This is a genomic window from Roseomonas sp. CECT 9278, from assembly GCF_918698155.1.
In the GTDB taxonomy this organism is placed as follows: Bacteria; Pseudomonadota; Alphaproteobacteria; order Acetobacterales; family Acetobacteraceae; genus Neoroseomonas.
Genome location: NZ_CAKKLX010000001.1, coordinates 189,370 through 202,060 on the forward strand (window position 1 = coordinate 189,370; position 12,691 = coordinate 202,060).

A 12,691-nucleotide genomic window follows, 5' to 3' on the forward strand; every position below is an offset into this window, starting at 1 on the left:
GATCCCCGCCGGCCGAAGCCGGCGGGGGCCAGTATCAGGGGCGGATGATGCGTGCGTAATCGCCCGTTGTGCGCAGCGTGACGCTGACATCACGGCCGGAGCGGTTGCGCCAGAACCAGCCATGGGTGCCGTCGAAGATGGCGGTGAACTCGCCCTGTTCGCCGGACGAGCCGCGGCCGTTGCGATAGCTGTGCGCGGCGTTCCGCCCGGGGTTGGGCGGCTCGCCATGCAGGTCGAAATTGACCGGACCCGTGGCGGTCCAGCTGTAGCTGGCTCGGGCGCCACGCCGCATGTCGAGCTTCACTTCCAGGCCCTGGTTCGGCCGGAGCGTGATGGTGGTCTCGTCGGTCCGAGACGCGGCGGCCGGCGCCGGGGTCTGTGCAGCGGCCGAGCGGATGAACAGCCCTGCGAATATCGCCCCCGGCAGGCTGGAACGCGGGCCTGGTGTTGCGGCCGGTGGCACGCGGTCTGCCTCGGCCTCGGCTGCCAACTGCATCTTCAACTCGCCCATCTCGGTCAGGCCAAGCGGGCGCCCGATGCCGGTCGGATCGATGCCGTATTCCGCCGGCAGCACGACGGTCACGAGGATGCCGGCCGCCGTCACGATGGCGATGGCGGTCGAGCGCAGCAACTGCTTCGAGGACGGCAGTTCGGCGCGGGTCGGAAGGTCGGTGTTGTACATGTCAGGGATTCCTCAGGAGACGAACCAGCCGGTGAGCTGATAGCCGATCAGCACGAACCCAGCGGTCATCATGACGACGTTGGCGGTATAGGCGTGGCGCAGGAAACTTGGGCTGCGACGCCAGAAGCCCATGGCGATGAGAATGGCGCCGAGCGCCAGCAACTGCCCAACCTCGACGCCGACGTTGAACGCCAGCAGGTTCGGCAGCAGCCCATCGGGCGAGATGTTGTAGTCGAGGATCTTCGAGGACAGGCCGAAGCCGTGGCAGAAGCCGAAGATCAGCGTCGCCAGTTTGGTGTTCGGCTGGTAGCCGAGCCAGCGCTGGAAAGCGCCGAGATTATCGAGCGCCTTGTAGACGATCGAGAAGCCGATGATGGCATCGATCAGGTAGCTGTTGATCCCGATGCCGAAATAGACGCCGGCCAGCATCGTGGTCGAATGGCCGAGCGCGAACAGGCTCACATAGAGGGCGATGTGCTGCAGCCGGTATAGGAAGAAGATCACCCCGAACAGGAACAGGATGTGGTCGTAGCCGGTCACCATGTGCTTGGCGCCCAGATAGACGAAGGGCAGCAGGTGAACGCCGGTGATCTCCTGGATGTAGCCCTTGTCACCCTCGGCGACGGCATGGGCGAGCGCCTCTGTGGTGGCACCCAGCAGGGTGAGGCCGAGGATGCACAGGCATAGCCATGGAATTCGCGACAGGCGCGCGGCGCCCGCGATGATGGGATTCATGAGGTGAGACCGCTCAGCTGAGATAAGGAAGGGATCGTCCGAAGACGGCGGCACGGGCAGCTCAGCCGAGCCCGCGGGGCGGACGTTCCATCCTGCTGTTTGGCCCTGGCGTCAGGCCCTCCTGCCCCAGGATTGCGAGCCGGGTACGCGGCATCCATCGCGGCACCAGGGAGGTCGAACGCACGGTCACCGCCTCATGCACATGGTCTGTGATCGCATGATCGACGGCATCGTGGGGCCCGGGCAGGTCGTGATCGTCCGTGGCGTGGATGTGGTCGGCAGCACCGTGCTTCGACACCGCGGCGATGGGCGGCGCGAAGGTGAAGACAAGCAGTGCCACGAGCAGCAGCCTGACGATGTGTCGAAACCCCCTCATGCCGCGCGGCTACCCCACTCCTGTGTTGCTCGCACTGGATAGCAGATTGACGCTATCCCTACCAGGGGGATAGGACAGGCTCATGAGTGATCCCCATACCCACGGGTCCCACCCCGAGATCGTCAAACGGCTGAAGCGGGCCGAGGGCCATCTGCGCAGCGTGGTCGAGATGATCGAGTCGGGTCGGCCATGCCTGGACATCGCGCAGCAACTTCACGCGGTGGAAGCGGCCATCGCCAAAGCAAAACGCACCCTTATCCACGACCATCTCGACCATTGCTTGGACCACGTCGTCGGCGCGATCCCGCGCGCCGACCGCGGGCCTATCGATGACTTCAAGGCCATCACCAAGTACTTGTGAGTAATCATCCCGCACATCTCCGGCAGGCTTCGTGGGTCGGGCACGCCCGTTCAGGCAGTCGCCCGAAGCCGGCGACGCCGTACCAGGCCAAGCGCCACGATCGCCGCGGCCGCGAGCGTAAGCCAAGGCAGAAGCACGATGTTCAGCATCTGCCATCCGAGCCGATCGAGCATCGCGCCGGCAGCGAGCGAGGAGGCGAGGCCCACCGCGAAGATCGTCAGGTCGTTCGCGGCCTGTGCCCGCGCCCGCTCCGCCTGGGTGTAGGTTTCGGTCAGCAGCGTCGTGCCGCCGATGTAGAGGAAGTTCCACCCGACCCCGAGCAGTACGAGCGCTGCGACGAAACTGTGGAACCCAGTCCCGGTCAGCGTCATGCCGACATGCGCGCAGAGCACCACCACCCCGGTCAGCATGATCCGCAGCACCCCGAAGCGCGCGATCAATGAGCCCGTGAAGAAGGAGGGCAGGAACATGCCGAGTGTGTGCGCCTGGATCACTCGCGCCGCGTCCGCGATGCCGTGCTCGTGGTGGATCATGGCGAGCGGCGTTGCCGTCATGGCAAGGATCATCACACCATACCCGGTCGCCGCACCGAACAGCGCCACGAGGTAGGATGGCTGGCGAACGATGCTGCCAAGCGGGCGTGGCGTCGCTGCCCCTGCTACTGCGGCCGCGGGCGGTGCCGCCGGCATGCGCAGGCCGAGCAGAATTCTCATAGCAAGCAGGCTGACGACCGAGAGCAGCAGGAATGACCCCGTGAATTCCGGCTCCAGCAGCGGACCGCCATGCCGCCCGAGCTCCGGCCCGACGATCGCGGCGAAGACGCCGCCGGCGAGCACGTAGGAAATGGCACGCGGCCGGAAGGCGGCATCGGCCACTTCGGCCGCGGCAAAGCGGTAGAATTGGGCGAAGCCCTGATAGGCGCCGATCAGCAGTGTACCGAAACCGAGCAGCACGAGCGACCCGGTCCAGATGCCGGCGGCGCCGCAGAGCCCGCCGAGGACGCCGAGTGCCGCACCTATGAGGAATCCATATCGGCGGCCGCGCCGCGCCATCAGCATCGAGGCCGGAAAGGTCGCCGCGGCCGTGCCGAGGAACATCGCCGCGATTGGCGCGGTGACGAGCCATGGCGCAGGGGCGAGGTGCGTCGCGGCCAGCGCAGCGACCGTCATTACCAGCACGGATGCGGTCTGGAACAGAGCCTGGGCCGAGGCGAGCAGCAGCACGTTGCGGGTTTGGTGCGTCGTGGTCATGGCGGCTCCTCGTGAGTGTCGGTTCAGCCGGAAGCCGGCCGGGCGGGCTTATGGACGTGCAGGGCGATGAACGCCGCCCCGAAGGTCGTCACACGGCCGAGCTGCGCATCGAACCCGGAGATCAGTCGCGCCATCGCGGCGTTCGGCGGGTGGAAGACCGCCCCCCGGACGTCGTCGATCACCAGGCTGGCGGCTGCCGCCGCGCGGCGCAACTGGCTGGCCGAGTGGAAGGCCGCGCTGCGCCAGAGCCGCGATCCGATCCAGCCGCGGATGCGCCGGCGCAGCGCCCACAGACTCCAGCGTCCGAGCTCGCCGATCACCAGCCGCCCGCCGGGGCGCAATACGCGCGCCATCTCACGCCAGGCCGTCGCCTCGTCCTTGACGAAGCACAGCACGGTGACGGCCGTGAGCAGGTCGAAAGAGGCGTCGGGGAAGGGCAGCGCCTCGATGCGGCCCTGCACGAAGCGGATGTCCTGCCCGGCCGTTCGCTCCGCCGCCGCGCGCAGCATGGCGGCGTCCGGATCGATGCCGGTCACGCGCGCGCCAGCGGCGGCGAGTTCCACCGCGAGCAGCCCGTCGCCGCAGCCAATGTCGAGACTGTCGAGCCCGACCACGTCGCCGATCATCGGCCGAAGCGCCGCGGCCTCGCACGCATCGGTGATGCGGCCGAGCGACGAGATGCGCCAGGCGCGATAGGCTTCCGGCCCCGTGGGGATCGGCGCGGTGCTAGCCCCGCTCAGAACACCAGCACCTTATCGGCATCGATGGTCGCTGCCGCGAGTTCGTCCATGGTGCTGCGACGGGCGCCGTCCATGATGTCCTGATCGGTCATGCCGCGGGCATCCATGCAGGTGCCGCAAAGCAGCACGGCGCCCTTGCCGACAACCACGCGCTTCAGCATGCGCTCAAGGCTGTAGTAGCCCTCCGGCACCTTCTGGCCCCGCCGCGCGGCGCCGACCGCATCGGCCATCAGGAAGACCGTGACCTCGGTGGCCGGATCGCGCTTGAGCAGGGCACCAGCCAACCGCAGTGCGTTGTAGCAGCGCTCGGTGCCGTAGGGCGGATCGTTGACGATGAAGAGGATCTTCACGTGGGCGCCTCCTTCGGCGTTGCGCCGGCGATCGGCGCGCCGCGGGTCACGGGTAGACCCGCAGCGGTCCATGCCTTCATGCCGCCGCGCAGCACAGCGACATCTTGATGCCCGGCGGCGACCAGCGCCTCGGCCGCGCGGGCGGACCGGCGATCGGTCAAGCAGACCAGCACCACCGCGCCCGTGCCGGCCTGAGCCGGGTCCGCCACCAACGCTTCCACCGGGATGTTGGCGGCGCGCGCGATGTGGCCGAGCGGGCCGGTGAACTCGTCAGCTCCGCGCACATCGATCACCCTCGGCGCGCCGGTTGCGGCGAGCACCTGCGACAGGGCATCGACATCGGTCCAGGCCATCGGCTCCCCGGCCGGGGCGGGCCGGCGGACGCGACGCAGCAGCCGTGGCAGGAAGGCAATGGCAGCGAGCACCGCCAGGCCGAGCAGCCCGTAGCGCAGCGCCGCCGCGTCGTCGCCCGAGAGCGCGCCGCGCCCGGCATGGCCGAGCCAGGCATAGGCAGCCGTGCCCGGGATCATGCTAATGGCGGTCGCCAGCACATACTGGCCGATCGGGATGCGCGTTAGGCCCAACGCGTAGTTGGCAAGATTGAAGGGCACCGCCGGCACCAGACGGACCAGCGCGACGAAACGCCAGCCCTCGGCCTCCACCCCGTCGACGACCTGCTTGAGCCGCCCGCCAGCGCGTCGTGCCACCCAGTCGCCGGCAAGATGGCGGGCCACCAGGAAGGCGAGCGTTGCCCCGAGCGTTCCACCCGCGAGGTTGATGACCGTGCCGAGCACCGGCCCGAACAGGGCGCCGCCGGCCAAACCGAACACCGAACCCGGCAGGAACAGCACAGTCGCCGCCGCAAAGATCAGGACGAAGCCGACCGCGCCCCAGGCGCCGAGGCCGCGCACCGCGTTCTCCAGTGCCGTGAGGTCCAGCCGGTCACGCACCAGGAAGGTCGCCGCGACCGCCGCCGCCAGCACCGCTGCCAGCAGCCAGCGGGACAACGGCCGCTGGGGCGCCGACATCAGGCGCGCTCGCGCCGGCCGAGCGGATAGGCGCGATCATCCTCTCGCAGCGGCTGGGTCAGCATGCGATCGAGGCGCAGCTCACGCGGGTCGCGGAACTGCTCGATGCCGATCGTCATGGCCTCGTGCCCGGCGGCGGGCTGGGCGCGATAGGTGCCGAAGATCCGGTCCCAGACCGCCAGGTTGAAGCCGAAATTGCTGTTGGTTTCGCGCGGCACCACCGAATGATGGACGCGGTGCATGTCGGGCGTGACCAGCACAAGCCGGAGCAGGCGGTCGAGCCGTTCCGGCAGGCGCAGATTGGCGTGGTTGAATATCGCGGTTGCGTTCAGCAGCACCTCGAACACCAGCACCGCGACCGCCGGCGCGCCGAGGGCGACCACCACCATCAGCTTGATGACCATCGACAGCAGGATCTCGACCGGGTGGAAGCGCAGGCCGGTGGTGACGTCGAAGTCGAGGTCGGCGTGGTGCATCCTGTGCAGCCGCCATAGCGCGGGCACAGCGTGGAACATCACATGCTGCAGATAGATGGCGAGGTCGAGCAGCACGACAGCGAGTAGGATCGCAAGCGGCTGCGGCACCCCGAGCCAGGGCAGCAACCCAACCCCGCGCCCCTCCAGGGCGAGCGCCAAGCCGACCGCCGCGGTGGGGAAGACGAGGCGCACCACCAGGCTGTCGAGCACCACTACGCCGAGGTTGCTCGGCCAGCGCAGCCAGCGCCCGGCGCTGCGCTGGCGGCGCGGCAGCCAAGCCTCCAAGCCTGCCATTAGGGCCAGGATGCCGGCGAAGACCGCCAAACGGATCAGTGGCTCGTGGGCCAGAAGGCTGTTCATGGAGCGGTTCCGGGTTGACGTGGCCCTGGCGGCTGTTCATTATTCAATCACACGATTGAACGTAGGATCGGGGCCAAGCCCGTGTCAAGCAGCGACAGCACCCCGAAGCGCCGCCTCCTCGCCGCCTTCGCTTCCGTGGGGCGTGCGCTTGGACACGAACATCGGCTGGAACTGCTCGAAGTCCTGGCGCAGGGGGACCGCACAGTCGACGCGCTGGCCGCGCGCTCCGGCCTGCCCTTCGCGAACACCTCGCAGCACCTGCAGCACCTGCGCCGTGCCGGCCTCGTCGAGACGCGGCGCGAGGGCAAGCACGTGGTCTACCGCCTGAGCGATGACGCGGTACCGGCGCTGCTCACCGCGCTGCGGCGGGTAGCGGAGCGCAACCTTGCCGAGGTCCAGCACGTGGTCGCCACCTACTTCGCTGGGCGCGACCGCCTGGAAGCGGTGTCACGGGACGATCTGCTCGCCCGGCTCGGTGAAGGCGGCGTCATCCTGCTCGACGTACGGCCGGAGGACGAGTTCGCGGCCGGCCACCTGCCCGGCGCCCTGAACGTGCCGCTTCACCGGCTGGATGCGGCCATCGCCGCGCTGCCGCGCGACTGCGAGGTTGTCGCCTACTGCCGAGGTCCCTATTGCGTGCTGTCCTTCGATGCGGTGGAGGAGCTCCGGCGTCGGGGATTTCGGGCGCGGCGCCTGGAAGACGGCTTCCCGGAGTGGAAGGCGGCCGGCCTGGCCGTAGAGGCGGCGTGACGGCGGAGCAGGCGGCACGGCCGCAATGAAGGGGGGAGCGGTCGGATGCCTGTGACGCGAGAGGATCTGTTCCTACGCCTGGCGGCGCTTGGCATCGAGACGTCGACGTTGCCCTACCCCGAGCACCGAACAGTGGAGGAGGGCAAGGCGCTGCGCGGCGATATGCCGGGGAGCTTCACCAAGAATCTCCTGCTGAAGGACAAGAAGGGGCGGCTGTTCCTCGTGGTGGCGCACGAGGACAGCGTCTTCGACCTCAAGACGCTGCATGCGCGCGTCGGCGGTCAGGGCCGCCTTGGCTTCGCCACACCGGAGCAGGTTCGTGGCCTGCTCGGCGTCGATCCGGGAGCGATAACGCCCTTCGGGCTGATTAACGACACGGAGCAGGCCGTGGTGCCGGTGATCGAGGCCGCGCTGCTGGCTGCTGAATGGCTCAACTTCCACCCGCTGGAGCAGACAGGCAGCACGAGCATCCGCCCGGACGATTTGCTCAGCTTTGTGCGGGCATGCGGGCACGCGCCGCTCTGCGTGGCGCTGGTAGACGGGTAGCCACGGGCTGCTCCTCCGCCGCCTGCGGAGCGCGCCACGCAATGAGCGTCGCGCTGCGTCGATGAGCCATATCGTCGCCCGACCGACTGCCGAATTGAACATCTCCGTGGTGACGCCCGCCCGCGACAGCCTGGAAGCCGTGACGCGGCAGGATCTGCTCGGCCGGCTGAAGGCGCGCGACGTCGTCGTGCTTGACGTGCGTCCGGAGGATGAATTCGCGGCCGGCCACCTGCCCGGCGCCCTGATCGTGCCTCTCGCCTCGCTCAATCGGGCCATGCTCGCGCTGCCACGCGACATGGAGATCGTCGCCTATTGCCGCGGACCATACTGCGTGTTGTCGTTCGATGCTGTTGAGGCACTGCGCGGCTCAGGATTCCAGGCACGACAAGGTCGCGGGCCTGACTGTTGAAGTAGCCTGAGGGCGAAACGGTCGCCGCAGTATCCGCAGGAACCCATAGGGACGGAGCCTCCGCGATAGGCAATGGTTCAAGCCCGGGCGCGCTGCCTCCGAAAGATCTACGCCAGCTCGCGCACGCGCTCATAGAACAGCCGCGCCGGCGCGCGCCGCGGCAAATCGGCGGGAAGCACTGCCCAGATCTGTCGGCGCATGGCCGGGCCCGCAAGGGCGACCCTGACGAGCGAGCCCGCCGCCAACTCGTCGCGCGCCGCACATTCCAGCAGCACCGAGACGCCAAGCCCCGCCGCCACCGCTCGCTTCACGCCCTCAGTGCTGCCCATCGCCCGGGCCACGCGCATCGGGGGTGCCGCGCTGCCCAAGGCCTCGGCCAGCACCCGGCCCATGCCGGTGCCGGGTTCTCCGCCGATCAACGGCTCGGCCAGGAAGATCTCCAGCGGTATCGGTTCCGTGCCCGCATAGCGGTGGCCTGGTGGCACGATGCCGATGACTGGCTCCTCCCGCCACGGCAACGCCTCGAAGCCTGGTCGTCCGTCCCACCATTCGGTGAAAGCGATGTCCGTCTCGCCAGCCGCCAACAACTCGAGTGTCTCTGGGTTGGAGCCGAGGCGCAGTTCCTCTTCTGCACGCAGCAGTGGCGGAAGGAGGTAAAGGCCCGGATTGCGCGCCGAGCCGATGACCAGCGGACGCGATGTGAACAGGCTCGCAGCTTGGCGTGCGCCTTCCACAAGGCGGCGGGCATGCGGCAGCAGGCGCTGCCCTTGTGGCGTCGGGGTACCGCCTCGGCGGCTGCGCTGGATGAGCGGCACACCGAGTTCCTCCTCCAGCCGGTGTAGGCGCTGGGTCAGCAACGGCTGCGACACGCCCAACCGCCGCGCCGCAGCGCGGAAGCCTCCATCTTCGACGACCGCGACGAAGCTATTCAGCAGGCCGAGGTCGAGCATCATGCCGCCCTTCCGATCAGACCCGGCACCGGCGCGCCGGCGAAGAAGGCGGCCATCGATTCCGCGGCCGCCATCTCGATCGCCTCGCGCACCTGCGCGACGGCCGAGCCGAGATGCGGCGTGAACAACGTGCGTGGGTGCGCGAGCAGCGCAGGCGGGATCTCGCGCGGACGGTCCGGCAGGGCCCAGTCCTCCATGGCGAACACGTCGGCCGCGTATCCGCCGAGGCGCCCGGCTTCGAGGGCCGTCGCCACCGCCGCCTCGTCCACCAGCGAGCCACGCGCCACGTTCACCACCAGCGCGTGGGCCGGCAGCAACGCCAAGCGCCTCGCGTCGAGGATGTGGTGGGTGGCGGGCGTCAGCGGCAGGCCCAGCACCAGCGCATCGGCCACTGGCAGCAATTCCTCGATCGGCGCAGCGGTCACACCCGGCGGGGCCGGGGCGCCCGCGTCATGGCCAAGGATCCGGCAGCCGAAGCCCTGCAACCGCGCAGCCACAGCCTGGCCCACTCGACCGAAGCCCAGCAGCCCAACTGTCGCGCCTTCGAGCCCGGCTCCGTAGAGAATCGGCCGCCAGCCCGCGAAGCCGCCGCCGCGCACTAGCGCATCACCTACGCGAACATGCCGGCCGAGGCCGATGAGCAGCCCGACCGCAAGCTCGGCCGTAGGCGCGGTCAGCAGGTCCGGCACGACGGAGACGACCACGCCACGGCGCTCACAAGCGGCAAGGTCGAAGTTGTCGGCCCCCTTCAGCGCACAGCCAATCATGCGCAGCCGCGGACAGGCAGCGAGGAAGGCCTCGTCCACATGGTCCGTCATGAAGGCGAGCAGCCCGTCTGCCTCGGCGGCGCGGGCGCGCAGCTCCACGACCGGCCAGGGCTCGGGGCCCGGGTTCATCTCGACGGCGGCAAAGCCCCGCAGGCGCGCGAGGACGCGCTCGTGCAGTGGCTGCGTCGCGAGGATGCGAGGTGGCGGGGCGGGTTTCATCGAGACGTCACTCCGATAGCCGTCGTGGCCGGGTTATACGGCGATAAATTATCAAACAAGCGTGGAGTTGCAAATGAATGATCAAAGAGACCGCGCCGTTGCGCTACGACTGATCGCCGCTGGCGTCGTCTATCCGAATGGCACGCGCGCACTTCATTCCACGAGTCTCGACTTCGCTGAGGGCGCCTTCACCGTGCTGCTCGGCCCTTCGGGCGCCGGGAAATCCACCCTGCTGCGCAGCCTCAACGGCCTTGTGCCGCTCAGCGAGGGGCATGTGGAGACGAGCCGCCTTGGCGTGGTGCGCGGCACGCGCGGCTGGCGTGAGCACCGCCGCTCCACCGGCATGGTGTTCCAGCAACACCAGTTGATCGGCCGGCTGACCGCCTTCGCCAATGTGTTAACCGGCCGCCTGGGCCACCACTCGACCCTGCGCAGCCTGCTGCCGCTTTCGCCCGCCGAGAAGCACCTCGCACTGGACGCGCTGGAGCGCGTGGGCCTGCTGGAATTTGCGCTGCGCCGCGCCGACCAGCTCTCCGGCGGGCAGCAGCAGCGCGTGGGCATCGCGCGCGCACTCGCCCAGGCGCCCAACCTGATCCTGGCCGACGAGCCCGTGGCCTCGCTCGACCCCGCCACCTCCGAGCGCGTGCTGGCCCTGCTGCACGACATCTGCCGGCAGGACGGGCTCTCCGCCATCGTCTCGCTGCACCAGGTCGACCTCGCCCGCCAGTTCGCCGACCGCATCATCGGCATCGGTGGCGGGCGCGTTGTGTTCGACGGACCGCCCAAGGATCTCGATGAGGCAGCGATCCGCCGCATCTACGGCGGCACCGCGCCCACCCCCGTACATGCCACCCGCATCTTGGAGACCACGCCATGAACCGCCGCTCCCTGCTCGCCGCACCGCTGCTGCTGCCGGCGCTGGCCGCGACCCAGGCCCATGCCCAGGCGCAGAACCCCACTCGCCTGCGCATGGCGCTGCTGCCAGACGAGAACGCCTCCACCATCATCCAGAACGCGCAGCCGCTGCGCACGCATCTGATGCAGGCGCTGGGCCGTGACGTGCAGGTGGTGGTGACGACCGACTACTCCTCCATGATCGAGGCGATGCGCTTCGGCCGCATCGAGATCGCGTATTTCGGGCCGTTCTCCTACGTGCTGGCGAAGTCCCGCGCCGAGGGCATCGAGCCCTTCGCCGTGGGTGTCGAGCGCGGCTCGCCCACCTATCGCTCCATCATCATCGCAACCGCCGACGGTCCGGTGAAGAAGCTGGAGGATGTGCGCGGCCACCCGATGGCCTTCGGCGACCAGGCCTCCACCTCCTCGCACCTGGTGCCGCGCGCCACCATCCTGCGCCGCACCGGCCTGGTGGGCGAGCGCGACTTCCGCGTGGTGCATGTCGGCACGCATGACGCGGTGGCCCGCACCGTGCAGTCGGGCCGCGCCCCGGTCGGCGCGCTGTCGGAGCTGATTTTCCATTCGCTGCTGGCACGGAATGTCATCCAGCGCGAGCGGCTGGTGGACGTCGCCTTCTCCGATCCCATCCCCAACTACCCGATGGTGATGCAGGGCAACCTGGCGCCCGAGCTGAAGCAGGCCATCCGCAATGCTTTCCTAAACCTGCGCGACGGTGAGTTGCTGCGTAACTTCCGCGTGGAGGGCTTCGCCGCCACTGACGACGCTGCTTACGACGTGCTGCGCGAGACGGCGCGCATCCTGAACCTTGACCTCGGTCGGATGAGCTGATGTCGGGGACAATGCAACAGGGCATCCTGGCGGCCGAGCGTGCCGACGGGCGCCGCCAGGCGCTGCTGGTGGCAGGCGTGCTGGCGATCTGCGTCGCGGCGCTCGCCATCACGGGTTTCTTCGACGCGCAGCGCTTCGCCGAGGGCATTCCGGCGCTGGCGCAGCTCGGCTCGGAGATGTTCCCGCCGGATTTCTCGCGCTGGCAATTCTGGATGAGGCCGCTGCTGGACACGCTGGCCATGTCCATTGCCGGCACCATCCTGGCGGTGATCCTCTCGCTACCGCTGGCGCTGCTGGCCGCGCCCAACACCACGCTGCACCCGGCGCTGGGGCACGTCACGCGGTTGGTGCTCTCCTTCCTGCGCTCGGTGCCGGAACTGATCCTCGGCATTATCTTCGTGGCGGCGGTGGGCTTCGGCGCGCTGCCTGGCGTGCTGGCGCTGGCGCTGCATTCGGTGGGCATGGTCGGAAAGTTCTACGCTGAGGCCATCGAGCACGCGGATCCGCGTCCGGTGGAGGCCGCGCGCGCGGCCGGTGCCACGCGCGTTCAGGTCATTACCAAGGCTGTGCTGCCGCAGGTGCTGCCGCAACTGGCCGACATCACCATCTACCGCTGGGAATACCACTTCCGTGCCTCGACCGTGCTGGGCATCGTGGGGGCGGGCGGCATCGGCTTCGAGCTGATCGCAGCACTTCGCCTAATCGCCTATGACCAGGTAGCGGCCATTCTCATCACCATCCTGGCCTGCGTCGTGGTGGTGGACAGCCTGGGCGCAGCTCTGCGACGGCGGCTCAAGTAAGGGCCGAAGAGCTCGCCGCGACGGGTGCCCCCGGCCGGGCACGGGAAGCCGTGCCCGGCAGCCGCGCGAGAGCAGAGCGATCATCGGCAGAAGCCGCTTGTACCGAGTCGCACGTCCGCCGCCAGCGATCGTCGATGCACCCACGCGTC

The 12,691-nt window shown here is 68.9% G+C and carries 17 protein-coding genes; 7 read left to right on the top strand and 10 right to left on the bottom strand.

The features are described 5' to 3' along the window. Positions 1-34: 34 nt before the first annotated feature. From LQ222_RS01010 to LQ222_RS01020, 3 genes are all read right to left on the bottom strand, one after another. A complete protein-coding gene (locus LQ222_RS01010) occupies positions 35-682 on the bottom strand; it encodes a transmembrane anchor protein (protein ID WP_111472468.1) in 648 nt (215 codons plus the stop codon). Between the two features lie 12 nt (positions 683-694). Further along, complete coding sequence (locus LQ222_RS01015) at positions 695-1,417, bottom strand: HupE/UreJ family protein (protein ID WP_111472469.1); 723 nt, start codon at positions 1,415-1,417, stop codon at positions 695-697. Positions 1,418-1,478: 61 nt separating this feature from the next. Beyond that, positions 1,479-1,757 carry a hypothetical protein gene (locus tag LQ222_RS01020; protein WP_128080145.1) on the bottom strand — a complete coding sequence of 93 codons (279 nt, stop codon included), beginning with the start codon at positions 1,755-1,757 and terminating at the stop codon, positions 1,479-1,481. A gap of 118 nt (positions 1,758-1,875) precedes the next feature. Between LQ222_RS01020 and LQ222_RS01025 the strand changes: the two genes are divergently transcribed. Further along, the gene (locus LQ222_RS01025; RefSeq protein ID WP_111472471.1) at positions 1,876-2,154 is read left to right on the top strand and encodes a metal-sensing transcriptional repressor; all 279 of its coding nucleotides are present in this window, start codon (positions 1,876-1,878) and stop codon (positions 2,152-2,154) included. A 50-nt stretch (positions 2,155-2,204) separates the two neighbouring features. Here LQ222_RS01025 and LQ222_RS01030 read toward each other — a convergent pair whose 3' ends face one another. From LQ222_RS01030 to LQ222_RS01050, 5 genes are read right to left on the bottom strand one after another with little or no spacing between them, the layout of a single operon-like run. Beyond that, entirely contained in the window at positions 2,205-3,404 is a 1,200-nt protein-coding gene (locus LQ222_RS01030) for an MFS transporter (protein ID WP_111472472.1), read from the bottom strand. Positions 3,405-3,427: 23 nt separating this feature from the next. Next, a complete protein-coding gene (locus LQ222_RS01035; RefSeq protein WP_308071529.1) occupies positions 3,428-4,144 on the bottom strand; it encodes a class I SAM-dependent methyltransferase in 717 nt (238 codons plus the stop codon). Then, on the bottom strand, positions 4,141-4,494 hold the full coding sequence (locus LQ222_RS01040; protein ID WP_111472474.1) for a DsrE/DsrF/TusD sulfur relay family protein: 354 nt from the start codon (positions 4,492-4,494) through the stop codon (positions 4,141-4,143). The genes LQ222_RS01035 and LQ222_RS01040 overlap by 4 nt, the downstream gene beginning before the upstream one ends. Then, entirely contained in the window at positions 4,491-5,522 is a 1,032-nt protein-coding gene (locus tag LQ222_RS01045; RefSeq protein ID WP_111472475.1) for a VTT domain-containing protein, read from the bottom strand. Before LQ222_RS01045 ends, LQ222_RS01040 begins: the two co-directional genes overlap by 4 nt. Then, positions 5,522-6,358, bottom strand: a complete 837-nt coding sequence (locus tag LQ222_RS01050) for a sterol desaturase family protein (protein ID WP_111472476.1) — start codon at positions 6,356-6,358, stop codon at positions 5,522-5,524. Before LQ222_RS01050 ends, LQ222_RS01045 begins: the two co-directional genes overlap by 1 nt. 81 nt (positions 6,359-6,439) lie before the next feature. Between LQ222_RS01050 and LQ222_RS01055 the strand changes: the two genes are divergently transcribed. The 3 genes from LQ222_RS01055 to LQ222_RS01065 all read left to right on the top strand — a co-directional run bounded on the left by LQ222_RS01055 (position 6,440) and on the right by LQ222_RS01065 (position 8,063). Then, positions 6,440-7,108, top strand: a complete 669-nt coding sequence (locus tag LQ222_RS01055) for a metalloregulator ArsR/SmtB family transcription factor (protein ID WP_207803038.1) — start codon at positions 6,440-6,442, stop codon at positions 7,106-7,108. Between the two features lie 45 nt (positions 7,109-7,153). Next, positions 7,154-7,654 (top strand): prolyl-tRNA synthetase associated domain-containing protein, encoded by a 501-nt coding sequence (locus tag LQ222_RS01060; RefSeq protein ID WP_111472477.1) that lies wholly within the window; start codon positions 7,154-7,156, stop codon positions 7,652-7,654. Positions 7,655-7,715: 61 nt separating this feature from the next. Next, positions 7,716-8,063, top strand: a complete 348-nt coding sequence (locus tag LQ222_RS01065; RefSeq protein ID WP_111472478.1) for a rhodanese-like domain-containing protein — start codon at positions 7,716-7,718, stop codon at positions 8,061-8,063. 107 nt (positions 8,064-8,170) lie between these two features. On the opposite strand, the gene LQ222_RS01070 is transcribed toward LQ222_RS01065, so the two are convergent. Together LQ222_RS01070 and LQ222_RS01075 are read right to left on the bottom strand one after the other, a co-directional pair. Continuing rightward, positions 8,171-9,016, bottom strand: coding sequence for a LysR family transcriptional regulator (locus LQ222_RS01070; protein ID WP_111472479.1), 846 nt, complete (start codon positions 9,014-9,016; stop codon positions 8,171-8,173). Continuing rightward, a complete protein-coding gene (locus tag LQ222_RS01075; protein ID WP_111472480.1) occupies positions 9,013-9,999 on the bottom strand; it encodes an NAD(P)-dependent oxidoreductase in 987 nt (328 codons plus the stop codon). The genes LQ222_RS01070 and LQ222_RS01075 overlap by 4 nt, the downstream gene beginning before the upstream one ends. Before the next feature lie 73 nt (positions 10,000-10,072). Here LQ222_RS01075 and phnC point away from each other — a divergent pair, with 73 nt between their 5' ends. The 3 genes from phnC to phnE are packed head-to-tail and all read left to right on the top strand — an operon-like array spanning position 10,073 to position 12,542. After that, on the top strand, positions 10,073-10,876 hold the full coding sequence (phnC, locus tag LQ222_RS01080) for a phosphonate ABC transporter ATP-binding protein (protein WP_207803039.1): 804 nt from the start codon (positions 10,073-10,075) through the stop codon (positions 10,874-10,876). Then, on the top strand, positions 10,873-11,742 hold the full coding sequence (phnD, locus tag LQ222_RS01085) for a phosphate/phosphite/phosphonate ABC transporter substrate-binding protein (protein ID WP_111472482.1): 870 nt from the start codon (positions 10,873-10,875) through the stop codon (positions 11,740-11,742). Before phnC ends, phnD begins: the two co-directional genes overlap by 4 nt. Further along, positions 11,742-12,542 (top strand): phosphonate ABC transporter, permease protein PhnE, encoded by an 801-nt coding sequence (phnE, locus tag LQ222_RS01090; RefSeq protein ID WP_111472483.1) that lies wholly within the window; start codon positions 11,742-11,744, stop codon positions 12,540-12,542. The genes phnD and phnE overlap by 1 nt, the downstream gene beginning before the upstream one ends. Positions 12,543-12,691: the final 149 nt, after the last annotated feature.